This window comes from uncultured Aquabacterium sp. (assembly GCF_913773725.1).
In the GTDB taxonomy this organism is placed as follows: Bacteria; Pseudomonadota; Gammaproteobacteria; order Burkholderiales; family Burkholderiaceae_C; genus Aquabacterium.
Genome location: NZ_CAJYGK010000114.1, coordinates 19,898 through 44,635 on the forward strand (window position 1 = coordinate 19,898; position 24,738 = coordinate 44,635).

Annotated in this window: 24 protein-coding genes and 1 tRNA gene; 12 read left to right on the forward strand and 13 right to left on the reverse strand. The window is 65.4% G+C overall.

The window, feature by feature from the left end:
* Window positions 1-64: 64 nt before the first annotated feature.
* Together ftsH and QZ709_RS13465 are read right to left on the reverse strand one after the other, a co-directional pair.
* Window positions 65-1,966, reverse strand: a complete 1,902-nt coding sequence (gene ftsH, locus QZ709_RS13460) for an ATP-dependent zinc metalloprotease FtsH (protein ID WP_294637804.1) — start codon at window positions 1,964-1,966, stop codon at window positions 65-67.
* A gap of 248 nt (window positions 1,967-2,214) precedes the next feature.
* Window positions 2,215-2,892, reverse strand: a complete 678-nt coding sequence (locus QZ709_RS13465) for an RlmE family RNA methyltransferase (RefSeq protein WP_294637806.1) — start codon at window positions 2,890-2,892, stop codon at window positions 2,215-2,217.
* Between the two features lie 17 nt (window positions 2,893-2,909).
* Between QZ709_RS13465 and QZ709_RS13470 the strand changes: the two genes are divergently transcribed.
* Complete coding sequence (locus QZ709_RS13470) at window positions 2,910-3,380, forward strand: YhbY family RNA-binding protein (protein ID WP_294637808.1); 471 nt, start codon at window positions 2,910-2,912, stop codon at window positions 3,378-3,380.
* Window positions 3,381-3,439: 59 nt separating this feature from the next.
* On the opposite strand, the gene QZ709_RS13475 is transcribed toward QZ709_RS13470, so the two are convergent.
* The 4 genes from QZ709_RS13475 to carA form a co-directional block, all read right to left on the reverse strand.
* Window positions 3,440-3,922, reverse strand: a complete 483-nt coding sequence (locus QZ709_RS13475; protein ID WP_294637810.1) for a DUF4149 domain-containing protein — start codon at window positions 3,920-3,922, stop codon at window positions 3,440-3,442.
* An 8-nt stretch (window positions 3,923-3,930) separates the two neighbouring features.
* Window positions 3,931-4,407, reverse strand: coding sequence for a transcription elongation factor GreA (gene greA / locus QZ709_RS13480; RefSeq protein WP_294637812.1), 477 nt, complete (start codon window positions 4,405-4,407; stop codon window positions 3,931-3,933).
* A 157-nt stretch (window positions 4,408-4,564) separates the two neighbouring features.
* On the reverse strand, window positions 4,565-7,831 hold the full coding sequence (gene carB, locus QZ709_RS13485) for a carbamoyl-phosphate synthase large subunit (RefSeq protein ID WP_294637814.1): 3,267 nt from the start codon (window positions 7,829-7,831) through the stop codon (window positions 4,565-4,567).
* Window positions 7,831-9,018, reverse strand: a complete 1,188-nt coding sequence (carA, locus tag QZ709_RS13490) for a glutamine-hydrolyzing carbamoyl-phosphate synthase small subunit (protein WP_294637816.1) — start codon at window positions 9,016-9,018, stop codon at window positions 7,831-7,833. Before carA ends, carB begins: the two co-directional genes overlap by 1 nt.
* 227 nt (window positions 9,019-9,245) lie before the next feature.
* Here carA and bfr point away from each other — a divergent pair, with 227 nt between their 5' ends.
* From bfr to QZ709_RS13515, 5 genes are all read left to right on the forward strand, one after another.
* Window positions 9,246-9,722: a bacterioferritin gene (gene bfr, locus QZ709_RS13495; RefSeq protein ID WP_294637817.1), complete on the forward strand. Its 477-nt coding sequence runs from the start codon at window positions 9,246-9,248 to the stop codon at window positions 9,720-9,722.
* A 71-nt stretch (window positions 9,723-9,793) separates the two neighbouring features.
* Window positions 9,794-10,018, forward strand: coding sequence for a (2Fe-2S)-binding protein (locus tag QZ709_RS13500; protein ID WP_294637818.1), 225 nt, complete (start codon window positions 9,794-9,796; stop codon window positions 10,016-10,018).
* Between the two features lie 94 nt (window positions 10,019-10,112).
* A complete protein-coding gene (locus QZ709_RS13505; RefSeq protein WP_294637819.1) occupies window positions 10,113-10,655 on the forward strand; it encodes a hypothetical protein in 543 nt (180 codons plus the stop codon).
* Between the two features lie 96 nt (window positions 10,656-10,751).
* Window positions 10,752-11,759, forward strand: a complete 1,008-nt coding sequence (locus tag QZ709_RS13510) for a D-2-hydroxyacid dehydrogenase family protein (protein ID WP_294637820.1) — start codon at window positions 10,752-10,754, stop codon at window positions 11,757-11,759.
* A 16-nt stretch (window positions 11,760-11,775) separates the two neighbouring features.
* Entirely contained in the window at window positions 11,776-12,978 is a 1,203-nt protein-coding gene (locus tag QZ709_RS13515; RefSeq protein WP_294637821.1) for an MFS transporter, read from the forward strand.
* A 25-nt stretch (window positions 12,979-13,003) separates the two neighbouring features.
* Here QZ709_RS13515 and QZ709_RS13520 read toward each other — a convergent pair whose 3' ends face one another.
* The 3 genes from QZ709_RS13520 to QZ709_RS13530 are packed head-to-tail and all read right to left on the reverse strand — an operon-like array spanning window position 13,004 to window position 14,838.
* Window positions 13,004-13,351 (reverse strand): hypothetical protein, encoded by a 348-nt coding sequence (locus QZ709_RS13520; RefSeq protein WP_294637822.1) that lies wholly within the window; start codon window positions 13,349-13,351, stop codon window positions 13,004-13,006.
* A gap of 26 nt (window positions 13,352-13,377) precedes the next feature.
* On the reverse strand, window positions 13,378-14,112 hold the full coding sequence (rlmB, locus tag QZ709_RS13525; RefSeq protein WP_294637824.1) for a 23S rRNA (guanosine(2251)-2'-O)-methyltransferase RlmB: 735 nt from the start codon (window positions 14,110-14,112) through the stop codon (window positions 13,378-13,380).
* Window positions 14,113-14,121: 9 nt separating this feature from the next.
* Complete coding sequence (locus tag QZ709_RS13530) at window positions 14,122-14,838, reverse strand: ABC transporter ATP-binding protein (protein ID WP_294637825.1); 717 nt, start codon at window positions 14,836-14,838, stop codon at window positions 14,122-14,124.
* Window positions 14,839-14,935: 97 nt separating this feature from the next.
* On the opposite strand from QZ709_RS13530, the gene QZ709_RS13535 reads away from it, so the two are divergent.
* Window positions 14,936-15,484, forward strand: a complete 549-nt coding sequence (locus QZ709_RS13535; protein ID WP_294637840.1) for an arylesterase — start codon at window positions 14,936-14,938, stop codon at window positions 15,482-15,484.
* 3 nt (window positions 15,485-15,487) lie between these two features.
* Here the strand turns inward: QZ709_RS13535 and phaR are convergent, their stop codons facing one another.
* From phaR to QZ709_RS13555, 4 genes are all read right to left on the reverse strand, one after another.
* Window positions 15,488-16,051: a polyhydroxyalkanoate synthesis repressor PhaR gene (phaR, locus tag QZ709_RS13540; RefSeq protein WP_294637826.1), complete on the reverse strand. Its 564-nt coding sequence runs from the start codon at window positions 16,049-16,051 to the stop codon at window positions 15,488-15,490.
* Window positions 16,052-16,313: 262 nt separating this feature from the next.
* Window positions 16,314-16,390 (reverse strand) — tRNA-Val (locus tag QZ709_RS13545).
* A gap of 29 nt (window positions 16,391-16,419) precedes the next feature.
* The gene (locus QZ709_RS13550) at window positions 16,420-18,696 is read right to left on the reverse strand and encodes a RelA/SpoT family protein (RefSeq protein WP_294637827.1); all 2,277 of its coding nucleotides are present in this window, start codon (window positions 18,694-18,696) and stop codon (window positions 16,420-16,422) included.
* Window positions 18,693-19,619 carry an alpha/beta hydrolase gene (locus QZ709_RS13555; RefSeq protein ID WP_294637828.1) on the reverse strand — a complete coding sequence of 309 codons (927 nt, stop codon included), beginning with the start codon at window positions 19,617-19,619 and terminating at the stop codon, window positions 18,693-18,695. Before QZ709_RS13555 ends, QZ709_RS13550 begins: the two co-directional genes overlap by 4 nt.
* 76 nt (window positions 19,620-19,695) lie before the next feature.
* Here QZ709_RS13555 and QZ709_RS13560 point away from each other — a divergent pair, with 76 nt between their 5' ends.
* The 5 genes from QZ709_RS13560 to QZ709_RS13580 all read left to right on the forward strand — a co-directional run.
* On the forward strand, window positions 19,696-20,478 hold the full coding sequence (locus tag QZ709_RS13560) for a 3-hydroxybutyrate dehydrogenase (RefSeq protein ID WP_294637829.1): 783 nt from the start codon (window positions 19,696-19,698) through the stop codon (window positions 20,476-20,478).
* Window positions 20,479-20,484: 6 nt separating this feature from the next.
* The gene (gene mnmC / locus QZ709_RS13565; RefSeq protein WP_294637831.1) at window positions 20,485-22,551 is read left to right on the forward strand and encodes an FAD-dependent 5-carboxymethylaminomethyl-2-thiouridine(34) oxidoreductase MnmC; all 2,067 of its coding nucleotides are present in this window, start codon (window positions 20,485-20,487) and stop codon (window positions 22,549-22,551) included.
* A gap of 70 nt (window positions 22,552-22,621) precedes the next feature.
* Window positions 22,622-23,062 carry an RNA-binding S4 domain-containing protein gene (locus QZ709_RS13570; protein ID WP_294637833.1) on the forward strand — a complete coding sequence of 147 codons (441 nt, stop codon included), beginning with the start codon at window positions 22,622-22,624 and terminating at the stop codon, window positions 23,060-23,062.
* 124 nt (window positions 23,063-23,186) lie between these two features.
* Complete coding sequence (gene grpE, locus QZ709_RS13575; protein ID WP_294637841.1) at window positions 23,187-23,708, forward strand: nucleotide exchange factor GrpE; 522 nt, start codon at window positions 23,187-23,189, stop codon at window positions 23,706-23,708.
* A gap of 166 nt (window positions 23,709-23,874) precedes the next feature.
* On the forward strand, window positions 23,875-24,738 hold an 864-nt coding region (locus QZ709_RS13580), incomplete at its 3' end, for an Hsp70 family protein (protein ID WP_294637834.1).

Sequence of the window (24,738 nt, forward strand, 5' to 3'; positions counted from 1 at the left end):
GGGCATGGGGTGGCAGAAAGCAAAACGGGGCCGAAGCCCCGTTGGATCAAGACATCGGCTGGACTCAGACCGCAGCCGGCGCACCGTCGGTGCTGATCGGCGGCTTGGGACCGCTCGGCTTGTTGCTTGGCGGCGTCCAGTCCTTGGGAGGACGCGGCTCGCGACCCTGCATGATGTCCTCGATCTGCTCCGCGTCGATGGTTTCCCAGTCGAGCAGCGCCTTGGCCATCGCATGCATCTTGTCCTGGTTGTCTTCGATCAGCTTGCGGGCGATGGCGTACTGCTCGTCGATGATCTTCCGGATCTGCTTGTCGACCTTCTGCATGGTCTCTTCCGACATGTTGGTCGTCTTGGTGATCGACCGGCCGAGGAAGACCTCGCCTTCGTTGTCGGCATAGACCATCGGGCCCAGCTCGTCCGTCATGCCGTAGCGGGTCACCATGTCACGCGCGATGGCGGTGGCACGCTCGAAGTCGTTCGAGGCACCGGTCGTCATCTGGTTCATGAAGACTTCTTCGGCAATCCGGCCGCCGAACAGCACCGAGATGGTGTCAAGCATCCGCGACTTGTCCATGCTGAACCGGTCACCCTCGGGCAACTGCATGGTCACGCCCAGCGCGCGGCCGCGCGGGATGATCGTCACCTTGTGGACCGGGTCGGTCTTGGGCAGCAGGCGCGCCACGAGGGCGTGACCCGCTTCGTGGTAGGCCGTGTTCTTGCGCTCTTCCTCGGGCATGACCATGGACTTGCGCTCGGGGCCCATCATGATCTTGTCCTTGGCCTTCTCGAAGTCCTGCATCTCCACGACGCGGCCATTGCGGCGGGCAGCGAACAGCGCAGCTTCGTTGACCAGGTTGGCCAGGTCGGCACCCGAGAAACCCGGGGTGCCACGCGCCAGAATGTCGGCGCGGATGTCCTGGCTGACCGGGACCTTGCGGATGTGCACGTTCAGGATCTGCTCACGGCCCCGCACGTCCGGCAGCGTCACATAGACCTGGCGGTCGAAGCGGCCAGGCCGCAGCAGGGCCGGGTCGAGGATGTCCGGGCGGTTGGTCGCGGCGATCACGATCACACCCAGGTTGGTCTCGAAGCCGTCCATCTCGACCAGCATCTGGTTGAGCGTCTGCTCGCGTTCGTCGTTGCCGCCGCCCAGACCGGCGCCACGATGGCGACCGACCGCATCGATTTCGTCGATGAAGATGATGCAGGGGGCGTTCTTCTTGGCCTGTTCGAACATGTCGCGGACACGGGCCGCGCCCACACCCACGAACATTTCAACGAAGTCGGAGCCGGAGATGGTGAAGAACGGCACCTTAGCTTCGCCCGCGATGGACTTGGCCAGCAGCGTCTTGCCGGTGCCCGGAGGGCCGACCATCAGCACGCCGCGGGGGATGCGACCGCCTAGCTTCTGGAATTTCTGCGGGTCGCGCAGGAAGTCGACGAGTTCCTTGACCTCTTCCTTGGCTTCGTCGCAGCCGGCGACGTCGGCAAAGGTGATGTTGTTGTTGTTCTCGTCGAGCATCCGGGCCTTGCTCTTGCCGAAGCTGAAGGCCCCGCCCTTGCCACCGCCTTGCATCTGGCGCATGAAGTAGATCCACACGCCGATCAGCAGCAGCATCGGGCCCCAGGACACGAGCAGGCTCATGATGAGCGACGGCTCCTCACGGGGCTTGACGTCGAACTTCACACCGCTGTTGATCAGGTCACCGACCAGGCCGCGATCCAGGTAGGTGGCCGTGCTGCGGATGCGCTTGTCATCGGTGGTGATGGCGATGATCTCCGTGCCACCGCCCCCTTCCTGCAGCGTCACGCTCTTAATGCGCTTGGCCCGAACCTCTTCAAGGAAGTCGGAGTAGCCAATCTGGCTGCCTCCGGTGGTGGCACGGTCGAACTGCTTGAACACGGTGAACAACACCAGCGCCACAACCAGCCAGACAGCAATTTTGGAGAACCATTGATTGTTCACCGCGGCTCCTTCAACCCGAACTCATCCGCCAGACGCGGCGCGGGATGCGCCAGCCCATCATGACGACTGCGAAGACCGGCACCGGGTGCTTGACAAAGCGTCCGACACGCGATCTGCGCTGAACATGGGGATGATTCTAGACGAGTCAAGTGGGGGCCTGCAGAACGCTATCCCCTGTGAAACCCCGGTTTTCCTTGATTTGAAGACGCGCATCCACAAATTCAGCGGACTTGCTGCGCCGCAACATATCAAGAAGAACCCTTCAGACCGATGCCTACAAGGAAGGTTTCCGCTGATTTGTCCCGGGAAGCCTTCGGTTTGATGGGTTTGACGACGCGGAAATGCGCTCGAAACAGCTCTACCAGTTGGCTGTATCCGCTGCCATGAAAAACTTTGCAAACGAGTGCGCCGTCGCGTTTCAGATGATGCTGCGCGAAGTCGATAGCCAGCTCGATCAGGTGTGCGATGCGTGCGCTGTCCGATGATTCGATGCCGCTGAGATTGGGGGCCATGTCCGATACAACCACGTCCACGGGCCGGTCTCCGACAGCCTCTCGCAACTGCGCCAGCACCTCGTCTTCCCGAAAATCGCCCTGAATGAAGTGCACGCCCTCGATGGGCTCGAACTCCAACAGGTCCAGCGCGATGATGGCGCCATTCAGCTCGCCTACCGCCGCCCCGCCCTGCCCGCCGTCCTTTGGGGCGAACTTGCGCCGGACGTACTGACTCCAGGCGCCAGGCGCGGCCCCGAGATCCACCACGAGTTGGCCCGGGCGGATGAGGTTCAACGCCTCGTCGATCTCCTTCAACTTGAAAGCCGCACGCGACCGAAACCCCTCTTTTTGCGCCATGCGGACGTAAGGATCGTTCACGTGGTCATTCAGCCAGGCCTTGTTGACCTTTTTGCTTTTGGTTTTGACTTTCATGGCTCGATAATAGAGGGATGCCTGCAATTGAACTGAACACCACGGAGCGCCGTGCCCTTCGCGCGGACGCCCACCACCTCGACCCGGTCGTGATGATCGGGGGCGACGGCCTGACGGCGGCCGTGCTCAAGGAAGCCGATTCTGCGCTCAACGCCCACGGTCTGATCAAGGTCCGCGTGCTTGGAGACGACCGCACCGCCCGCGAGGCGCTGTTTGCCCAGCTGTGCGATCAGCTGAACGCGGCACCGGTACAGCACATCGGCAAGCTGCTGGTGCTGTGGCGCCCCCAGCCCGAAAAGGCTCCCAAGGAAGAGACGGGCTCGCGCAACGCGGCCCCTCGCGAAGTGAAGATCCTGAAGTTCTCGAAGAGCGGCACGCGCCGCCCAGAGATCAAGAAGGTTCAGGTGATGGGCAACCAGCGCGTCACGGCCGGCGGCCTGATCAAGCGCGCCAAAAAGCGCCTCACCAGCAAGAAGAAGACAGGCTGAAGCCGGCGAACACCTGCCAACCAGCGCACTGAACGCCGCCTCCGGGCGGCGTTTTCACGTCAGCTCGACGCGGCAGCAGGCTCCCCAGCCGCCCCCGACGTCATGCTGGTCACACGCCAGGCCAGCGCGACCACGCACGCCGTCTTCACCCAGTACAGCGTGGCCGACAGTCCGTGCAAGGCACCGAAGGACAGCACCGTCCGTTCCCCGGCCTTGGCGGCTTCGATCATCGGGTGCAACGCGAATTGCCCGAAGATCGTCAGGAACAACGCAGCCAGCATCAGCAGCAGGTTGCCCGTCATGACCGAGCCGGTCTGACCGCCTTCAGCCAGGGCACGCACACGGCGTCGCTCCACGACGTACAGCACGATGGCGATCAGCAGGCTCACACGGGCCTCGACGGCGAAGATCCGCCCTGCACCCACGCCCGCGCTGACCCGGTCCAGCACTGTGAAAAGACTGGGTGCGGCGATGGCACCGATGGCCAGCAGCAGGCCCGCCCAGATGCCGGCCAGCACCATCTGAAGACGCTGCAACTTCATGTTCAGGCTCAGATGTAGCGAACTTCGATGACCTCGTAGTTGCGCACGCCCCCCGGGGCCTGCACGGCCGCCACATCGCCGGCTTCCTTGCCAATGAGGGCGCGGGCGATCGGCGAACTGATGGAGATCAGGCCCAGTTTCAAGTCGGCCTCGTCGTCACCCACAATCTGGTACGTCACCTGGTCACCGGACTCTTCCTCTTCCAGGTCGACGGTGGCGCCGAAAACGACCCGGCCGCCGGCATCCAGCTCCGACGGGTCGATGACCTGGGCCGCCGACAGCTTGCCTTCGATTTCCTTGATGCGGCCTTCGATGAAGCCCTGCTTGTCCTTGGCGGCGTCGTACTCGGCGTTTTCGGACAGGTCACCCTGCGCACGGGCCTCGGCGATGGCCACGACCACAGCCGGGCGCTCGACGTGCTTGAGGCGGTGCAGCTCTTCCTTCAACTTCTCTGCGCCGCGCTTGGTGATGGGGATGGTCGACATGCTGTCTCTCTCGGTGGTCGGTGGGCAACCTGAGATCAGGGCCTCTGAAATGAACCGAGCCGCGCCCCGGATGCCATCGGCAGATGGTGGCCAGGCGCGGCCCGCATGGAAAAGCAAAACCACGCCCGCTTGCGCGGACGCGGCCTGAAGCTGCAGTTTAGTGCAGTTTGGCGTGGAGCTCCTGCACCGAGTAGACCTTCAGGTCGTCCTGGTGCTTCAGCGCTTCGACGGCCGCTTCGCAGCCCGCCATGGTGGTGTAGTAGGTGACGCGGTTGGCCAGCGCAGCGGTGCGGATGCTGCGCGAATCGGCAATCGCCGTGCGCGTTTCGTCCACGGTGGTGAACACGAGCTGGATCTCGCCGGCCTTGATGGCGTCCGCGATGTGCGGGCGGCCGTCCTTGACCTTGTTCACCGGCTTGACAGGCACGCCGGCGGCGGCGATGGCCGCTGCCGTGCCCTTGGTCGCGACGACACCGAAGCCCAGGGCCACCAGGTCCTTGGCCACGGCCACGGCACGGTCCTTGTCGCCGTCTTTGACCGAGATGCACACCGTGCCTTTGGTCGGCAGACGCGAACCGGCGCCCAGCTGCGACTTCAGCATGGCTTCGCCGAAGGTCTCGCCCACGCCCATGACTTCACCGGTCGAACGCATTTCAGGGCCGAGGACGGGGTCCACACCCGGGAACTTGTTGAACGGGAAGACGGCTTCCTTGACGCTGTAGTACGACGGCACCACTTCACGCGGGGCCTTGCCATCCGGCGACTTCTGGCTCGACAGCTTCTGGCCGGCCATGCAGCGCGCGGCGATCTTGGCCAGCGGCTGACCCGTGGCCTTCGACACGTACGGCACCGTGCGCGAGGCGCGCGGGTTCACTTCTAGCACGAAGACCGTCGCGGCGTCCAGACCCTTGGTCACGTCGCCCTGGATGGCGAACTGCACGTTCATCAGGCCGACCACGTTCAGGGCCTTGGCCATCAGCGCAGTCTGACGACGCAGTTCGTCCTGGATCTCGGCCGACAGCGTGTAGGGAGGCAGCGAGCAGGCTGAGTCACCGGAGTGCACGCCAGCCTGTTCGATGTGCTCCATGATGCCGCCGATCATCGTGTCGGTGCCATCGCTGATGCAGTCGACGTCGACTTCGACCGCGTCATTCAGGAAGCGGTCCAGCAGCACGGGCGATTTCTCGGAGACGCGCACGGCTTCGCGCATGTAGCGCTCGAGGTCCTTGTCGCCGTGGACGATTTCCATGGCGCGGCCACCCAGCACGTACGAGGGGCGCACCACCAGCGGGTAGCCGATCTCGTTGGCCAGCTTGATCGCGTCGTCCTCGTTGCGGGCCGTCCGGTTGGGCGGCTGCTTGAGACCCAGTTTGTGCAGCAGGGCCTGGAAGCGTTCGCGGTCTTCTGCGATGTCGATGGAATCAGGCGTGGTGCCGATGATGGGCACGCCATTGGCTTCCAGGTCAAGCGCGAGCTTCAGCGGGGTCTGACCGCCGTATTGCACGATCACGCCGACCGGCTTTTCCTTGGCCACGATTTCCAGCACGTCTTCCAGCGTCACGGGCTCGAAGTACAGGCGGTCGGAGGTGTCATAGTCGGTCGAGACGGTCTCGGGGTTGCAGTTGACCATGATGGTCTCGTAGCCGTCTTCGCGCATGGCGAGGGCAGCATGGACGCAGCAGTAGTCGAACTCGATGCCCTGGCCGATGCGGTTCGGGCCACCGCCCAGCACCATGATCTTCTTCTTGTCCGTCGGCTCGGCTTCACACTCCTCGTCGTACGTGGAGTACATGTAGGCCGTCTGCGTGGCGAACTCACCCGCGCAGGTGTCGACGCGCTTGTAGACCGGGCGCACGTTCAGCGCATGACGGGCCTTGCGCACGGCGTGCTGGTCGGTGCCCAGCAACTTGGCCAGGCGGCGGTCCGAGAAGCCCTTCTTCTTCAGGTAGCGCAGCTCGTCGGCCGACAGGCTCTCGAGCATACGCCCCTTGAGTTGGCCTTCGGTCTTGATGATGTCTTCGATCTGAGCCAGGAACCAGGGGTCGACCTTGGTTTCTTCGAAAACCTCGTCCAGCGTCATGCCGATGCGGAAGGCGTCACCCAGGAAACGGATGCGCTCAGGGCCGGGCTCGCCGATCTCCTGCAGGATCTCTTCGCGGTCGTTGCTGATCTCGGTCAGGCCGTCGATGCCGGTTTCCAGGCCACGCAGGGCCTTCTGGAACGATTCCTGGAAGGTGCGGCCCATGGCCATCACTTCACCCACCGACTTCATCTGGGTGGTCAGGCGGCTGTCGGCAGCAGGGAACTTCTCGAAGGCGAAACGCGGGATCTTGGTGACCACGTAGTCGATCGAGGGCTCGAACGAGGCCGGGGTGGCGCCGCCGGTGATGTCGTTCTTGAGCTCGTCGAGCGTGTAGCCAACGGACAGCTTGGCTGCGATCTTCGCGATCGGGAAGCCCGTGGCCTTGGAGGCCAGCGCCGACGAACGCGACACGCGGGGGTTCATCTCGATCACGATCATCCGGCCGTTGTCCGGGTTGATCGAGAACTGCACGTTCGAACCACCGGTTTCCACGCCGATCTCGCGCAGGATGGCGATCGAGGCATTGCGCAGCAGCTGGTATTCGCGGTCGGTGAGCGTTTGCGCCGGGGCCACGGTGATCGAGTCACCGGTGTGGATGCCCATCGGGTCGAGGTTTTCGATCGAGCACACGATGATGCAGTTGTCCGCCTTGTCGCGGACGACTTCCATCTCGTATTCCTTCCAGCCGATGAGCGATTCTTCGATCAGCAGCTCATTGGTGGGCGAGAGGTCGAGGCCGCGCTTGCAGATCTCTTCGAACTCTTCGGGGTTGTAGGCGATGCCACCACCCGTGCCGCCCAGCGTGAAGCTGGGGCGGATCACCATCGGGAAGCCCGAGCCACCGATTTCAGCCTGGATGCGCTTCTGAACCGCCCAGGCCTCTTCCATCGAGTGGGCGATGCCCGACTTCGCGGAGTCCAGACCGATCTTGGTCATGGCTTCCTTGAACTTCTGGCGGTCTTCGGCCTTCTCGATCGCGTGCTCGTTGGCGCCGATCATCTCGACCTTGTACTTGTCGAGCACGCCGTGCTTGTGCAGGTCGAGCGCGCAGTTCAGCGCGGTCTGGCCGCCCATGGTCGGCAGGATCGCGTCGGGGCGCTCCTTGGCGATGATGCGCTCAACCACCTGCCAGGTGATGGGCTCGATGTAGGTGACGTCCGCCGTGTTCGGGTCCGTCATGATGGTCGCCGGGTTGCTGTTGACCAGGATGACCTTGTAGCCCTCTTCGCGCAGGGCCTTGCAGGCCTGGGCGCCGGAGTAGTCGAATTCACAGGCCTGGCCGATGATGATCGGGCCAGCGCCGATGATGAGGATGCTCTTGATGTCGGTGCGCTTTGCCATTATTTCTTCTCCGCCTGGTGCGTGGTCATGAGCGACACGAAGCGGTCGAACAGGTAGGCGATGTCATGCGGACCCGGCGAGGCTTCCGGGTGACCCTGGAAGCAGAACGCGGGCTTGTCGGTGCGGGCGAGGCCTTGCAGCGTGCCGTCGAACAGCGAGATGTGCGTGGCGCGCAGGTTGGCGGGCAGCGTCTTTTCGTCCACAGCAAAACCGGGGTTCTGGCTGGTGATGCTGACGCGACCGTTGTCCAGGTCCTTCACGGGGTGGTTGCCGCCGTGGTGGCCGAACTTCATCTTGAAGGTCTTGGCGCCCGAGGCCAGTGCCATGATCTGGTGACCCAGGCAGATGCCGAAGGTCGGGATGCCGGTTTCGATGAGTTCCTTGGCCGCGGCAATGGCGTAGTCGCAAGGCTCGGGATCACCAGGGCCGTTGGACAGGAAGATCCCATCGGGGTTGTACTTCAGCACGTCGGCAGCCGGCGTCTTGGCGGGCACCACCGTGACCTTGCAGCCGCGCTCGGCCAGCATGCGCAGGATGTTGCGCTTGACGCCGTAGTCGTAGGCCACGACGTGGAACTTCGGGGCGGTCAGCTTGCCGAAGCCGGGCTTGCCGCCCAGCTCAGGGTTGGCGAGCTTCCACTCGGTTTCGGTCCACTCGCACACATCGGTGCGGCTGACGACCTGCGCCAGGTCCTGGCCTGCCATGCTGGGCGCGGCCTTCGCGGCGGCCACAGCCTCGGCAATCAGCGCGTCGGTGATGGCTTCACCGGCATTCAGACCCACGATCACGCCGTTTTGCGCGCCCTTCTGGCGCAGCAGTCGGGTCAGCTTGCGCGTGTCGATGTCGGCAATGCCCACCGTGCCCTGGGCCTGGAGGTATTGCGACAGCGTCTGCGTCTGGCGGAAGTTGGAAGTACGGATGGGCAGGTCCTTGATGATCAGACCTGCGGCATGGACTTTCGCGGCTTCGACGTCTTCACCGTTGACGCCGTAGTTGCCGATGTGCGGATACGTCAGGGTGACGATCTGCCGGGCATAGCTCGGGTCGGTGAGGATTTCCTGGTAGCCGGTCAGCGAAGTGTTGAAGACGACTTCACCAACGGTGCGACCGGCAGCGCCGATCGACGTTCCGCGAAAGACCGTGCCGTCTGCGAGGGCCAGAAGAGCTTGAGGCAGGACGGGCAGCACGGGTTCATTCTCCGTTTGTTATGCGCCCGGCACGCCCTTGGCACGACTGCTCGTGCCACACAGCGGTCCGTGGCGCAGGCGTGACAAGTTCAGGTCCAGTAAAGGAAACCGATCGGATTTGCCAGGCGGGGGGTGGTTGCGGGTAAACCTTAGGAGTATAACCTAAGCTCCCCATGTCCGGTCGTGAACCCTGACCGGTCCTCCGAATTGCACCAAAAGGAAGCACCATGCAAGGCGACCCGAAAGTCATCGATTTCCTCAACGCCCAGCTGAAGAACGAGCTCACCGCCACCAACCAGTACTTCCTGCACTACCGCATGCTGAAGCACTGGGGTCTCGACAAGCTGGCCAAGAAGGAATACGAGGAGTCGATCGGCGAGATGAAGCACGCCGACAAGCTGATGGCGCGCATCTTCATGCTGGACGGCCTGCCCAACCTCCAGGATCTGGGCAAGTTGCTCATCGGCGAGGACGTACCTGAGATCCTGCAGGGTGATCTTCAGCTCGAGACGGCGGCCCAGGGCACCATCAAGGACGGCATTGCCTATTGCGAATCGGTGCGTGACTACGTTTCCCGCGATCTGCTGCAGGACATCCTCGATGACACCGAGGAGCACATCGACTTCCTGGAAACGCAGCTCGACCTGATCGGCAAGGTAGGCATTCAGAACTACCTGCAATCGCAGATGGGAGAAGCCTCCTGACCCCTTGACTGCGAATCATTCTTATTTGAAAATGCATCCATCGCCCCTTGCCGGGGCACATGGGTGACAGAATGATTGTGTGTGTCTGCCGTCGGGTGTCTGATCGCGAAATTCAACGCCAGGCTGCCGCGGGCGTGTCCAGCTTCGACGAACTGCAGATGGAAACCGGCCTGGCCACCTGCTGCGGCCGCTGCGAAAGCTGCGCCCGCGACGTGTTTTCGCGCGCCCAGACCCACGGCACCATCGCCCTGATTCAGGGCGCCCCTCACGCCGAGGCCACCCGGACGGCGGCCTGACGGCGCCCCGCGCGGGCCCGCGCTCAAGTCGCGGCCCATCGCGCCGATACCCTGAAGACGTGGCTCACACTGGCCGCGGCCTGTCGGGGGTCCCATGTCTTCTTACTTCTTCACGCACGACGAATCGGCGCAGATCGACACACGCAGCCGCCACGTCGGGCCGGACGGCCGGGCCCGGGTGCGGACCGTGCTGGCCATGAACCCCGAGCAGATCGCGCCTGGCTTGGGGTCACCCACGCCACGTCGTACAGAAGTCACTCCCCCCAGCCTGTTTGCCCGCCCGCCTTCGGGCTGGCGTGCCTGGTTGACTGGTTTCTGGTATTGGCTGTGGGACTTGGACGAGCCCGCCAGCAGCCCGGCCGTGCCCGCTCGCATGCTGGCAGCGGTTCGCCAAGAGTTCATGCAGGCCATTCACGACCTGCAATCGGCGGATGCCTGCCGACTGCGCACCCACGTCGAGCGCGCCCGCTCGTTGCGAGAACTGTGGCATCTGCGCGCCGATGTGTTTCGAACCATCTCCACCCACCGTGGCCAGATCGAGGCCCAATCCCGGTTGGATGCACTGGACGCGCACTTCCCTGTCCGGACGACGCGGCGCGCGGACGATGGGCGGCACGGCCGTCCGTCGCACTGGTGAGCCAGACAGACACACGCCCCCTGACGGAATGTGACCCCTTGCGACAAAGCGGGGTGTGAGGCATTGCACAATGGGGGTTGATCTGTGAAGCTCCCCATGAACATCATCATTCTGGACGACTATCAGGACGCCGTCCGCAAGCTCAAGTGCGCATCCCAGCTGGACGGGCTGTCTGCCAAGGTCTACACGAACACGGTCAAGGGCATCGGGCAACTGTCGATTCGCCTGCGCGACGCCGAGGCACTGGTGCTCATCCGTGAACGCACCCATTTCCCTCGCGCGCTGTTGGAAAAGCTGCCGAAGCTGCGGCTGATCTGCCAGACGGGCCCTGTGGGCTCACACATCGACGTCGAGGCGTGCACGCGGCTGGGCATCGCAGTGGCCGAAGGGGTGGGCGATCCGACGGCGCCTGCCGAACTGACGTGGGCGCTCGTGATGGCGGCCATGCGTCGTCTGCCTCAGTACATCGGCAACCTCAAGCACGGGGCGTGGCAGCAATCGGGGCTCAAGTCCGCCTCGATGCCAACCAATTTCGGGCTGGGCATGGTGCTGTCCGGCAAGACACTGGGCATATGGGGTTACGGCCGGATCGGTCGCCGCGTGGCGCAGTACGGCAAGGCTTTCGGGATGCACGTGACGGTCTGGGGCAGCGAGGCCTCGCGCGAGAAGGCACGTGCCGACGGGTTCATCCCCGCGCCGAACCGCGAGGCCTTTTTTGAAGCATGCGACGTCCTCAGCCTGCACCTGCGCCTCACGCCCGACACACGAGGCCTCATCACGCAGGATGACCTGCAGCGCATGAAGCCCACGGCGCTGCTCGTCAACACATCGCGGGCCGAACTCTTGCAGGACAACGCCCTGGTGACGGCATTGAACCGAGGCCGCCCCGGCATGGCCGCCGTGGACGTGTTCGAGAGCGAGCCCATCCTGCAAGGCCACCCGCTTCTGCGCCTGGAGAACGCGGTGTGCACACCGCACATCGGCTATGTCGAGCAGGAGAACTACGAGCGCTACTTCAGCTCCGCGTTCGACAACCTGCTGAACTTCATCGCCGGCACGCCGACGAACATCGTCAATCCGGAGGCCCTGCGGGTCCATCACTGAGCTTCACAGGCAGTACGTGGAACTCGAGCGCGCGCTTCCCCGGCACGACATGGCAGCGGCCCGTTGGGCACTGCTCGCCGGAAACTTTGTCATCGGCTGCGGTGTGATGGTCGTGGGCGGCACGCTCAACGACCTCACGCACGACCTGAACGTCTCTGTCGCGCAAGGCGGCCGGCTGATCGCGATCGCCTCGCTGGTAATGGGGCTGGGCGCCCCGCTGCTGGCTGCTGCGGTGGCCCACATCGACCGGCGCAAGCTTCTTTGTCTGACCATGCTGTGGTACGCGCTTGGGCACGGCTTGTGTGCGCTGGCACCGGATTACGCCTGGCTCTGGCCCATTCGGGCCCTCACCGTGCTGTCTGCAGCCGTGTTCACCCCGCAGGCGGCCGCCACGATGGGGTTCATGAGCACGCCGGCGCACCGCGGTCGTGCCATCACCTTCGTGTTCATGGGCTGGTCGGTCGCCTCTGTGGCGGGCATGCCGATGGCGGCATGGGTCGGGGAGCGGCTGGGCTGGCGCATCGCCATGGGCATGGTCGCAGCCGGCGCGCTGTGCGTGGCCTGGCTGGTGTGGCGCCATGTGCCCCGGGGCATCCGTCCGCCCGCGCTGTCGTGGCGCTCGTGGCGCAAGGTGTTTGCCTCGCCGCTGCTGATGGCCGTCGTGGCCGTGACGGCGTGCCAGAGTGCCGGGCAGTTCTCGGTGCTGGCCTACATGGCGCCGTACTACAAGCACGGCTATGGGGCCTCGCCGGAGCAGATCAGCGCGATGTTTGCGTGGTTCGGTGCCCTGGCGCTGCTGGGCAACCTGTACCTGAACCGGGTCATCGACCAGACCGGCCCCGCGCGGGCCGTCACCACGACACTGGCGATGATGGCAGTCAGCCTGCTGGCGTGGCCCCTGGCGACGACCCTGCCCTGGCTTGCGCTCATCCTGCTGCCCTGGGCGTTGAGCGGGTTCGCCACGAACTCGGGACAACAGGCTCGCCTGGGCGGCCTCTCGCCGCGCCTGGCCCCTGCGCTGATGGCCCTGAACACATCGGCGATCTACCTGGGGCAGGCTGTGGGCGCCGCCGGCGGGGGGTGGGTGATCACGCACCAGGGATATGCGCCGCTGCACTGGCTCGGCCTCGCCTGGGTGGTGGTGGGGCTGGCTCTCAGTGTGTGGGCCCAACGAGCCCAGCGGGCCGACGACGCCCGCCATGCCGGGGTCGCGCCCTGAGGCCGGGGCGCCGTCCTGCCCCTGCTCAGCGAGGGCTCTCGTAGAACACGTAGGTCGAGAAGTTGGACACCTCGAAGTAGATGCGCTTCTCGCCCGGATCCACCTGGCCGTTCTGGTTTTCGTCCAGGACGCCATAGCCGAAACGGTACTCACGGGGCGATCCGTCACTGGTGCCCAGCGCCGTGCTCAGCTTGTCGATCTTCAGGAAGCGCTTGACGAGTTGCGCCCCCGAATAGACCTCAAGCACGCCGTCGGTGCCCGTCCAGTTCTGGATGTCTCGCCGGAACTTGTTCTGCTGCTCCTGGGTGCAACCCGCTTGCAGCAGCACGCCGCACAGCGCTGTCACGCCCCACACCCACGCCCTGCTGCCCATCGTCGTGCTCCCTGACCGGTTGGATCTCAGCCGAGCCGCTGCCGGCGCGCTTCGTAAAGGCACACACCACTGGCCACCGACACGTTGAGGCTTTCCACGCCCCCCATCATCGGGATGCTGACCAGCTGGTCGCAGTGCTTGCGGGTCAACTGGCGCATGCCGTCGCCCTCAGCGCCGAGCACCACCGCCACAGGCCCCTTGAGGTCTGCCTGGTAAAGGCCGCCGGGCGCATCATCCGAGGTGCCAATGATCCAGATGTCCCGCTCCTTCAGCTCGTTCAGCGTCCGAGCCAGGTTGGTGACCATGAAATACGGCACCGTCTCGGCGGCCCCGCTGGCCACTTTGGCCACGGTGGCATTGATGCCGACGGCATGGTCCTTCGGGGCAATCACGGCGTGGGCGCCAGCGCCATCGGCCACGCGAAGGCAAGCACCCAGGTTGTGAGGATCGGTCACGCCGTCGAGCACAAGCAGCAGCGGGGGCTCGGTCAGGCTGTCGAGCAGGTCGTCCAGCGAGCGCGCATGGCTGAGCGCCTCGACCTTGGCCACGACGCCCTGATGGCGATGCGTGCCGGCCATCTGCTGCAGACGGGCATCGTCGCTGTCGATCACGCGCAGGCCAGCTTCTTCCACCTTGGCGAGAAACTGCTTCATGCGCTGGTCGCGCCGGCTGGCATCAACGTGGAGTTCGCGAATGGACTTCGGCGCCACCTTCAGGCGCACGGACACGGCATGGAAGCCAAATAGCAGTTTCAGACTCATCCCGGCATCCTAACCGGTGATGCGCCCTGCCCCGATGCGGACGGTGTGCTGACAGCGGGCGGCAATGGCCGGATCGTGCGTGACCAGAATGAGCGTGGTGCCCACCTCCCGGTTCAACTCGAACATCAGGTCCATGATGGCCAGCCCCGTGGCGTGATCAAGGCTGCCCGTGGGCTCGTCGGCCATGAGGATGTCGGGGCTCATCACGAAAGCCCGGGCGAGCGCCACGCGCTGCTGCTCGCCGCCGGAGAGCACCGCGGGCCGGTGCGACAGCCGTTCGGCCAACCCCACTCGCTCGAGCATCGCCCTGGCTTTGGCGCGTGCCTGGCGGTCGCCGCGCAGCTCCAGCGGCAGCATGACGTTCTCCAGCGCAGACAGGTGGCCAATGAGCTGGAAGTTCTGGAACACGAAACCGATGTGGCTCGCGCGATGCGCCGCCCGGGCGTCCTCGTCAAGACAGAAGAGGTCGACGCCACAGAGTTCGACCAAGCCTTCGGACGGTGTGTCGAGCCCGGCCAGCAGCGACAGCAAGGTGCTCTTGCCGGAACCGGAAGCCCCGACGATCGCCAGGGTCTCACCACGCGGCACCGTGAGGTCGATGCCATGCAGAATGGTGAGGGGCCCGGTTGCGTCAGCGACCGTCTTGCCCAGACCACGGACAACGATGGCCGGCTGAGCGGCAGTGAGCGCATCGGAAGGCATCGAGTGAGAAACGGAAGAGGACATGCCAATCGACTGTACGCGACGCGCGCTGGCCCTGTGCAGCCTGGGTGCTTGGCTGGGGCCGGTGTGGGGCGCACGAAACACCGAGGCTCGGACCCTGATGGTGCTGGGTGACAGCCTGTCGGCCGAATATGGCCTGCCTCGCGGGACGGGCTGGGTGGCGCTGATGGAGCAGCGCATTGCGCAGGCTCGCCTGAAGACACGGGTGGTGAACGCCAGCATCAGCGGCGAAACCACCTCCGGCGGACTCAGTCGCCTGCCGGCCCTGCTCAGTCAGCACAAGCCCGACGTGGTGGTGATCGAGCTGGGTGCCAACGATGCGCTGCGCGGCCTGCCCCTTGACGGCGCGCGTCGCAACCTGAGTGAGATGGTCCGCCTGAGCCAGGAGGCCGGTGCGCGGGTCCTTCTGGTCGGCATGATGGTGCCGCCCAACTATGGCAAACGGTATGCGGACGATTTCGCGGCCTTGTTCGGCAGCGTCAGCGAGGAGCGCAAGGTGCCACTCGTGCCCTTCTTCTTGAAGGGGGTGGCGGACAGGCCGGACGCGCGCGACTGGTTTCAGGCCGATGGCACCCACCCGTTGCCCAAGGCCCACCCGGTGATGCTCGACCTGGTGTGGCCGAAGCTGCAACCGCTGTTGCGCGGCTGAACCTCACTTCTTGGGGGTGAGCCCCGCGCCGAGGTTGCCCATCAGCGTCTCGGCCTGCTTGCTCATCTGCTCCTGCATCTGCTGGAAGAGGCTGCGCGACTGCTCCATGTAGCCGCCCATGAAGTTCTGCATCAGCGGGTTCTGCAGGTTCATCATCGAGTTCTCGGCCAGGCGAGACTGCATGTCGATGAAGCTCTGGATGTTCTTTTCCAGGTAGTGGCCCATGAGGCCCTGCATGGTGTGGCCGTAGAAGCGGATGATCTGCGCCAGGGCCTGCGTCGAGAACATCGGCACACCGGCCGTCTCCTCTTCCAGAATGATCTGCAGCAGGATGCTGCGCGTCAGGTCCTCGCCGCTCTTGGCATCCACCACGACGAAGTGCTCACAGGCCATGACCATGTCCTTCACGTCGGCCAGCGTGATGTAACTGCTGGTCTTGGTGTCGTACAGGCGGCGATTCGGGTACTTCTTGATGATGCGTTGCCCCGGGGCGGTCGCACCCGTGCCCGTCTCGGGGGCATCTTCTTGCGGCTCTTCCTCGTGGCGGGGGGGGCGTGCTGCGCTCATGGGTGCTCCTGTGGGTCAGGGTTCATTGTAGGAGGCGCTCGCCGCCGCCTGGCCGCCATGCCGTGAACACGCCACGCTGCAGGGCAATACTTCCGTGAGAAGCCTGGTGTACCCGGTTCATGGAACGCTTCTCGCACTGCCGCCCGACACACACCTCTTTCGGCCAGGCCGCCGGACGCCGGCGAAGACCCGACCCCACGGCGACAAAAAGGAAAAAGCCCCGCAAATCAATGACTTGCGGGGCTTTTCGATCCAGGAAATTTGGTAGGCGCGATTGGATTCGAACCAACGACCCCCACCATGTCAAGGTGGTGCTCTAACCAACTGAGCTACGCGCCTGGAAGGCTTAGACTATAACACGTTTTTCGCTATCTCCGTCTCGCTTTCGTCACGCCGCTGATTTGCAACACTTTCGAAAGAACCGGAGCGAGTCGCGTGGTGTCCGTCGTCTGGAGCGTGAGTGTAACCGTGATTCGGTCCCGGGCCGTCTCACTGTGGATGGATTGCACCGGAATCTTGGCCTGAGCGAGCACATCGCAGACATCACGCAACAGTCCGCCGCGGTCATGGCCCTCCACCAGCACATCGACGGCGTAGTGAGCGTTGTCCGCCACAGCATGGCGCCCCCACGCCACAGGGATGATGCGCTCGGGGCTGCGCCCTGCCAGTTGGCGGAAGTTGCTGCAGTCGGTGCGATGCACCGCCACGCCCTTGCCGCGGGTGACGTAGCCGCCGATGACATCGGGGGGGGCAGGCTTGCAGCACCGCGCCAGCTGCGTCAGCAGCGAGTCCATGCCGACCACGAGCACGCCCTTGCCTTCTCCTGGAGCGCCGGCCGCTTCCTGCCGCGCCAGGCGCTGGGTCAGAAGCTGGTCCGGATCGGGCTCGGGTTCGGCGGGGCGGAAGCTCTGCTCGATGTTGCGCAGCGAGTACTCGTCCTTGCCGACGACGTCGAACAGCGCTTCGGCGCTGCGAAAACCGAGACGCGCCGCGAGCTCGTCGAGCTTGATGGCGGTCTTGCCCTCGCGCTGAAGCAGCTTCTCGACCAGCTCGCGGCCCTTGGCAATCGTGGCCTGCTGCGCAAGGGCATTGAACCAGGCGCGCACCTTGGCCTTCGCGCGCTGGCTGCGCAGGTAGCCCAGCTCGGGGTTGATCCAGTCGAGTGACGGCCCCCCTTCCTTGACGGAGACGATCTCCACGGTCTGGCCGCTGCGCAGCGGCGTGTTGAGCGTCACCATGGCGCCATCGACCCGGGCGCCGCGGCAGCGGTGGCCCAGGTTGGTGTGCAGCGTGTAGGCGAAGTCGACCGGGGTGGCGCCCGCAGGCAGGTCGATGATCTCGCCTTCCGGGGTGAACACATAGATGCGATCGTCGAAGAGGCCGGCGCCGGCCTGCCCACCCTGGGCTTCGTCGGCGCTGGCCAGATCGCGCTCCCACGCGAGCAGCTGGCGCAACACGGTCTTGCGCGCCTCGGCCACGCGGCTTTCGAAATCGCCGGCAGCCTGTACACCGGCGTAACCCTTGGCACCAGCCTCCTTGTAAGCCCAGTGGGCCGCCACGCCGCTTTCGGCATGGTCGTGCATGTCCTGGGTGCGGATCTGGATCTCGATCGTGCGGCCCTGGTCGTCGCGCACCACGGTGTGCAACGACTGGTAGCCATTGGGCTTGGGCCGCACGATGTAGTCCGAGAACTCCTCGGGCAGGGCGTGCCAGACCTCGTGCACGCGGCTGAGCGCGGCATAGCATGCCGGCACGTCGGCCACGATCACCCGCAGGGCGCGCAGATCGAACACGCGCTCGATCGGCAGCTGCTTGCCCTGCATCTTTTTCCAGATGCTGTAGAGGTGCTTGGGGCGCCCTTGCACCTGGGCGTCGATCCCGACTTCGGACAGGGCCTGCGTGAGCTGCCGGCGCAACTGCTCGACGTGGCTTTCCCGCTCGAGCCGCTTCTCGAGCAGCGAGCGCGCAATGCTGCGATAGGTGTCCGGTTCTAGGAAGCGGAAGGACAGGTCTTCCAGCTCCCACTTGATCTGCCAGATGCCGAGCCGATTGGCCAGCGGCGCAAACACCTGCATGGATTCACGCGCCAGGGCGCGCGGACAGGTCTGCTTCGTCTCGGCATAGTGACGCAGGGTCTGGAGCCGCGACGCCAGCCGCAGCAGGACCACGCGCAGGTCGCGCGAGAACGCCAGCAGCATCTTGCGAATGCGTTCGACCTGCTCGGCACGCAGCGGGCCATCGGTGTCGTCGCCCAGCGCGTCGCGGGCGTTGCGCTGCACCTGCACCAGTTTGCGGGTGTGCATGACGAGGCCGACGGCGTCGTCGCCGAAGGCACGGGCCACGACCTCCTCAGGGTCGGTCAGGTATTCGCTGGCATAGACCAGATAGGCCGACGCCTGTAGCGACGGGGGCGCACCGATGCCTTGCAGGATCTGCCGCACGCCATCCGCGTGGCGCAGCGCGTCCTCGCCGGTGTCGAAGTGCCGGCCGGACAACAGAGGCTCGGCGAACGTGCGGGCCTTGGCCAACAGGTGCTCGCCTCCCGCCGCCTCGCCGCCGGCCGCGACATCGGCCAGCCCGACGATGGCAGAGGCCTCCGATGCCCCGGCGTCGAGGGGCCCGACTTGCAGGGAACCTGTCTTCATGCGAGCAGGAAGTCCTTCACCACCGCCACCTGGTCCGCCGCAACCAGCGTGGGTGCATGCCCCACCCCGGCGAATTCGACAAGGCGCGCACGCGGCCCGCGCTCGGTCATGGCGCGCGCCGTGTCGGCATCAAGCAGGTCGGACTCGGCGCCACGGAGCAACAAGGTCTCGCAGCGCAGCGCGTCGTACAACTGCCACAGCATCGCTTCACCGCTGCTGGCGCTGTCGGCCGTCATGGTCTTGAAGGGCGCGGCAATGGCTGGGTCATAGTGAAGAACCAGGCCGGCGCCGTCCGGTGCCGGCCGCAGCAAGGGTTCCGACAAGGCCAGCCATTGCGCAGGCGTGTGCGGTCCGAATCCGGCCGAAATGCTCCAGAGGTAATCGGCAGCCTGCTGTACGTCATCGAATCGCAGCGGCTTGCCCAGGTAGTCGCCAATGCGGACGAGGGCTTCGTGCCGCAGACGCGGGCCGACATCGTTGAGCACGAGGCGGCGGTAACGCGCACCAGAGACTTCGGACGGCACGCTGGACAGGGCCAGACCGATGAGCCCGCCCATGGACGTCCCGATCCAATCGACATCCATCGGGCTCGGGGCGCCCAGTTGCTGACGGAGGTGTTGCATGAGCACCACCATGTCGGACGCGTAAGTGAACACCTGGTACCCGGCAGGATCGGCCAGCCAATCCGAATGGCCGCGGCCGACCACATCCGGGCAGATCACCTGGTAGTGCGGGCTCAACGCCTGGGCCAGCACGTCGAAATCACGTCCCTGACGGCTCAGGCCATGCACGCAGATCAGCACGCGCGGGTTGGACTGATCCCCCCAGCGCCAATAGGCCATGCGGTGTGCCTGGGCGTCCGAGCGGCTCGCACCGGGGCAGGTCACGTACTCGAGCACGGGTTGGATTTGCGCTTGCGTCATGGTGCAGGAAGGCTGGAATCAGATAATGGGCCGACTGTCATACATTGTCTGTGTACTCGCCAACAGGAGGCCCGAGATGTTGAAAGGAAAAACCGCCCTCGTGACCGGATCCACCAGCGGCATTGGCCTGGGGATTGCCGAAAAGCTCGCGGCACAGGGCGCTCACGTCATTCTGAACGGGTTTGGTGATGTCGACGGGCCCCAGGCCGCCGTTGCCACAGCCGGACAGGCACATGGCATCCGTGTGGGCTTCCATGGCGCGGACATGTCCAAGCCGGCCGAGATCGCCGACATGATGGCCTATGCCGAGCGCGAGTTCGGCGGCGTGGATGTTTTGGTCAACAACGCCGGCATCCAGCACGTGTCCCTGGTCGAGGACTTCCCGATCGAGAAGTGGGATGCCGTGATCGCCATCAACCTCAGTTCGGCCTTCCACACGACGCGTCTGGCCATTCCGGGCATGCGGGCCAAGAACTGGGGGCGGGTCATCAACCTCGCCTCGGTGCACGGACTGGTTGGGTCGGCGGGCAAGTCGGCTTATGTGGCCGCAAAGCATGGCATCGTCGGCCTGACCAAGGTGGTCGCGCTGGAGACCGCCACCACCGGCATCACGGTCAACGCCATCTGCCCGGGCTGGGTTCTGACTCCCCTGGTGCAGAAGCAGATCGACGACAAGGCGGCGCGTGAAGGCATCTCTCTTGCCGAGGCGCAAAAAGGCCTGCTGGGCGAGAAGCAGCCGTCCCTGCAGTTCGTGACACCGGGGCAACTGGGGGATCTGGCCGTGTTCCTGTGTTCGTCGGCTGGAGACAACATCCGCGGGGCCGCGTGGAACATGGACGGAGGCTGGGCGGCCCAATAATCGGGCATGCCCCTGCATCCTGCCAAGCTGGGCGACGCGCCGAATGGCCGCGCGCCCGGCGTGCCCTACTCCCTTCTGTACGAGGACCTTTATCACGCCGAGGACGGCGCCTGGGCGCAGGCACGCGAGGTGTTTTTGGCGGGCAACGGCTTGCCAGAGCGCTGGCGGGGCCGGGAGCGTTTCGTCATCCTCGAAACAGGGTTCGGCCTCGGGAACAACTTCCTCGCCGCGTGGCAGGCTTGGCGGGCGGATCCTGAACGCTGCGACGAGCTGATCTTCATCTCGGTCGAAAAGCACCCACTCGATCACGCCACCCTGATGGCCGTGCATGCGGGCCAGGCCGATGAGGCGCTGCAGCTTGCCGAGCGGCTGCGTGCGGCCTGGCCGCCGCTGACACCGGGCTGGCACGGTTTGGAGTTTGACGAGCCCGCGCTTCAGCCCAGCCCGCAGGCGCCTTGTCCGAGGGTGCGCCTGCAGTTGGGGCTGGGGGATGTGGCAGACCTGCTGCCCTCGCTGCTGGCCCAGGCAGATGCCTTCTTCCTGGATGGGTTCGCGCCGGACAAAAACCCGGACATGTGGGACGCGCAACTGCTGTCCCGCCTTCATCGACTCGCCGCGCCAGAAGCCACAGCCGCCACTTGGACAATCGCCCGTTCGGTCCGCGAGGGGTTGGCCGCAGCCGGCTTCGCGGTGAAGCAGATGCAGGGCTGCGGCAGCAAGAGGGACATGCTGACCGCCCGCTATGCGCCGCGCCATGTAGCACCGCCACCACCGGGTGGCCTGTGGCCGCCGCCAGAGCACCGGCATGCCGTGGTGGTGGGGGCCGGCCTGGCCGGCGCAAGTGCCGCTTGGTCACTGTGCCGGGCCGGCTGGCGCGTGACGCTGCTGGAACGCCACCCCGGCCCTGCGCAGGCCACGTCAGGCAACCCCGGGGGACTGTTCCACAGCATCGTGCACGGGGAAGACGGCGTCCACGCGCGGGCACACCGCGCGGCAGTGCTGGCCCTGTGGCGACGGGCATCCCGATGGCTTGCCGAAGGCCGCCTGAAGGGGGCGGCCAATGGGCTGCTGCGACTGGACCCGAAGACGGGGGACGACGATGCGCGGCAACTGCTGAATCGCCTGGGATTGCCTGAGGACCATGTCCGCTGGATGGACGCCCACGAAGGCGCGTCGGCCTGCGGCCTTGCCATTCCGAGCGGAGGATGGTGGTTCGCGCAGGCGGGATGGCTTCATCCCGCGGGGCTGGCCGAGTTGCTGCTCGAAGAGGCCGCGCAGCGCGCGCCGGGCACGCTGACGCGGCGATTCGGTGTGGAAGTGGCCGCCTTGCGGCCTGGACCGAACGACGCCGCTGCGGGCGCCAGCGAGTGGACGCTGCTGGATCCCGCCGGAGGCGTGCTGGCCCGCAGCGGCACCGTGGTGCTGGCCAATGCGCTGGGTGCCCTGCCCCTTCTGGCCAGCTTGCCGCCTGAACACGCGGTCAGCCTGCCCCCCTTGAGCCCGGTTCGGGGGCAGATCACGGTGGTGCCCGGTCAGGCCGATCTGCCACGTGTGCCGGTGGCCGGCAGCGGCTACGCCCTGACCCTGGACGCGCAGACCCTGCTGTGTGGCGCAACCACCCAGCACCACGACGACGACCCCACGGTCCGGGCTGCCGACCATGTTCGCAACGTGGCCCACGCCGAACGCCTCGGTGTGCCGGGCCTGCAGGCGCGGTGGAATGCCCATCCGGAAACCATCCAGGGGCGCGTGGGCTGGCGGGCGGTCACGCCGGACCGTCTGCCGCTGGTGGGCCCACCTGCCTGGTCCGAGGCCCGCCTGAAAGCCGTCGCACGCCTGCGCCTGGATCAGCCGCGCATGCTGCCCCGGACCCGAGACACCCAGGGGGGGCTGTACCTGCTGTCAGGGCTGGGCTCGCGGGGCATCGCCTGGTCCTTGTTGGCGGGAGACCTGCTTGCCCATTGGGTGACAGGCACCCCGTGCCCGGTGGAGGTCGACCTGCGAGACGCTCTGGACCCTGCCCGGTTTGCTGCGCGCCAGGCACGGCACCCTGGTGGCCAATCAAAACCTTGACGACGGCGTTCCCCCGCATGGGACCCCGGTCCGGGGTGAGATACAGTGCGTGCGCCTCCCTTTCGATGACATGAGCCAAGACGCTGATTCCCTCCCCTTGCCCGGCCTGACAGATCGCCTCCGACTGGACAAATGGCTTTGGGCAGCGCGCTTCTACAAGACCCGCAGCCTGGCCGCGGAAGACATCGACAAGGGCCGCATCCAGGTCAATGGGCAGGCCGCCAAGGCTTCGCGCGAGCTTCGCGGAGGCGAGACGCTGGACATCCGCCAGGGGCAACTGACCCGAACTGTCCTCGTGAAGGCAATCAGCTCGGTGCGCGGCCCTGCGCCGCAGGCGCAACGACTGTACGAAGAAACGGCCGAGAGCGTGCAGCGCCGCGCCGAACACACCGAACGCAGGCGCCTGGCATCCGAGCCGGCCGAGAGCATCGAGCAAGGCCGCCCCACCAAGCGAGACCGCCGCCGCCTGGCGGACTGGGAACGGTGGTCTGCCAGCGCTGAGGACCACTGAGCCGCCACGCGCCCTCTTGTGAAGTTTTTTTGATGGGCTGCCCCTTGAAAGCCTGGGCGACGCCCCGATCTGCGCAAAGTTTTCGCATCCAACCCCATAAACAGAGATGAGCGACACCCCCCATATGCCCGAGCAAGGCCAAGAGGCCCCCACCTCCGCCCAGGCCGACGCCGCCCCCTCGGTCGAGCAGCAGCTGTGCGAGTTGCAGGCCAAGCATACCGAGGTGGCAGACGCCTACCTGCGCGCCAAGGCCGAAGCCGAGAACACCCGGCGCCGCGCCGAGGACGAGATCAGCAAGGCTCGCAAGTTCGCCATCGAGTCGTTCGCTGAAAGCCTGCTGCCCGTACGGGACAGCCTCGAGGCGGCCATCGCCACCCAGGCAGCCAAGCCCGACACCCCTGTCGAAGTGGTGCTGGAAGGGGTCCAGGCCACGCTCCGCCAGCTTGCTTCGGCACTGGAGCGCAACAAGGTGCTGGAGATCAACCCGGCCCAGGGCGCCAAGTTCGACCCGAACCTGCACCAGGCGATCAGTATGGTGCCGGCCGACCAGGAGGCCAACACCGTGGTGGGCGTGCTGCAGAAGGGCTATTCGATTGCAGATCGCATCCTGCGCCCCGCGTTGGTCACGGTCGCTGCACCGAAGTAATCCGGAGCGAACCCGCCTCGGGCGCGGTAGGCCGACCGGCTTGCGACAGATCAACCTGATCGCTCGCCGGCCCTCTTGAAAAACCCCACGGCGCACGCATTTCACCGAACAAGCGGAAGCACTGGGCTTCCACACACAGATTCAGATTCCCTAGGAGCACACCAACATGGGCAAGATCATCGGCATTGACCTGGGCACCACGAACTCGTGCGTGGCCATCATGGAAGGCAACACCACCAAGGTCATCGAGAACAGCGAAGGCGCGCGCACCACGCCGTCGATCATCGCGTATCAGGAAGACGGCGAGATCCTGGTGGGCGCCTCGGCCAAGCGCCAGGCTGTCACGAACCCCAAGAACACGCTGTACGCGGTGAAGCGCCTGATCGGTCGCAAGTTCACCGAAAAGGAAGTGCAGAAGGACATCGACCTGATGCCCTACACCATCGCGGCCGCCGACAACGGCGACGCCTGGGTGGAAGTGCGCGGCAAGAAGCTGGCCCCGCCGCAGGTGTCGGCCGAAGTGCTGCGCAAGATGAAGAAGACCGCCGAAGACTACCTGGGTGAAGAAGTCACCGAGGCCGTCATCACGGTGCCCGCCTACTTCAACGACGCCCAGCGTCAGGCCACCAAGGACGCCGGCCGCATCGCCGGTCTGGACGTCAAGCGCATCATCAACGAGCCCACCGCTGCCGCCCTGGCCTTCGGCCTGGACAAGACCGGCAAGGGTGACCGCAAGATCGCCGTGTATGACCTGGGTGGCGGCACGTTCGACGTGTCCATCATCGAGATCGCCGACGTGGACGGCGAAAAGCAGTTCGAAGTGCTGTCGACCAACGGTGACACCTTCCTGGGCGGCGAGGACTTCGACCAGCGCATCATCGACTACATCATTGCCGAGTTCAAGAAGGAACAAGGCGTTGACCTGACCAAGGACGTGCTGGCCCTGCAGCGCCTGAAGGAAGCCGCCGAGAAGGCCAAGATCGAGCTGTCGAACTCGGCCCAGACCGACATCAACCTGCCCTACATCACG

What these genes read in the sequence shown, in the direction of transcription:
- phaR (WP_294637826.1), bottom strand. Translation starts at nt 16,051, where the DNA reads ATGAGCGCAGCACGCCCCCCCCGCCACGAGGAAGAGCCGCAAGAAGAT.
- QZ709_RS13500 (WP_294637818.1), top strand. Translation starts at nt 9,794, where the DNA reads ATGATTGTGTGTGTCTGCCGTCGGGTGTCTGATCGCGAAATTCAACGC.
- bfr (WP_294637817.1), top strand. Translation starts at nt 9,246, where the DNA reads ATGCAAGGCGACCCGAAAGTCATCGATTTCCTCAACGCCCAGCTGAAG.
- greA (WP_294637812.1), bottom strand. Translation starts at nt 4,407, where the DNA reads ATGTCGACCATCCCCATCACCAAGCGCGGCGCAGAGAAGTTGAAGGAA.
- QZ709_RS13550 (WP_294637827.1), bottom strand. Translation starts at nt 18,696, where the DNA reads ATGAAGACAGGTTCCCTGCAAGTCGGGCCCCTCGACGCCGGGGCATCG.
- QZ709_RS13530 (WP_294637825.1), bottom strand. Translation starts at nt 14,838, where the DNA reads ATGTCCTCTTCCGTTTCTCACTCGATGCCTTCCGATGCGCTCACTGCC.
- grpE (WP_294637841.1), top strand. Translation starts at nt 23,187, where the DNA reads ATGCCCGAGCAAGGCCAAGAGGCCCCCACCTCCGCCCAGGCCGACGCC.
- carB (WP_294637814.1), bottom strand. Translation starts at nt 7,831, where the DNA reads ATGGCAAAGCGCACCGACATCAAGAGCATCCTCATCATCGGCGCTGGC.
- QZ709_RS13470 (WP_294637808.1), top strand. Translation starts at nt 2,910, where the DNA reads ATGCCTGCAATTGAACTGAACACCACGGAGCGCCGTGCCCTTCGCGCG.
- QZ709_RS13570 (WP_294637833.1), top strand. Translation starts at nt 22,622, where the DNA reads ATGAGCCAAGACGCTGATTCCCTCCCCTTGCCCGGCCTGACAGATCGC.
- QZ709_RS13475 (WP_294637810.1), bottom strand. Translation starts at nt 3,922, where the DNA reads ATGAAGTTGCAGCGTCTTCAGATGGTGCTGGCCGGCATCTGGGCGGGC.
- QZ709_RS13520 (WP_294637822.1), bottom strand. Translation starts at nt 13,351, where the DNA reads ATGGGCAGCAGGGCGTGGGTGTGGGGCGTGACAGCGCTGTGCGGCGTG.
- QZ709_RS13535 (WP_294637840.1), top strand. Translation starts at nt 14,936, where the DNA reads ATGGTGCTGGGTGACAGCCTGTCGGCCGAATATGGCCTGCCTCGCGGG.
- QZ709_RS13505 (WP_294637819.1), top strand. Translation starts at nt 10,113, where the DNA reads ATGTCTTCTTACTTCTTCACGCACGACGAATCGGCGCAGATCGACACA.
- QZ709_RS13510 (WP_294637820.1), top strand. Translation starts at nt 10,752, where the DNA reads ATGAACATCATCATTCTGGACGACTATCAGGACGCCGTCCGCAAGCTC.
- mnmC (WP_294637831.1), top strand. Translation starts at nt 20,485, where the DNA reads ATGCCCCTGCATCCTGCCAAGCTGGGCGACGCGCCGAATGGCCGCGCG.
- rlmB (WP_294637824.1), bottom strand. Translation starts at nt 14,112, where the DNA reads ATGAGTCTGAAACTGCTATTTGGCTTCCATGCCGTGTCCGTGCGCCTG.
- QZ709_RS13560 (WP_294637829.1), top strand. Translation starts at nt 19,696, where the DNA reads ATGTTGAAAGGAAAAACCGCCCTCGTGACCGGATCCACCAGCGGCATT.
- QZ709_RS13465 (WP_294637806.1), bottom strand. Translation starts at nt 2,892, where the DNA reads ATGAAAGTCAAAACCAAAAGCAAAAAGGTCAACAAGGCCTGGCTGAAT.
- QZ709_RS13555 (WP_294637828.1), bottom strand. Translation starts at nt 19,619, where the DNA reads ATGACGCAAGCGCAAATCCAACCCGTGCTCGAGTACGTGACCTGCCCC.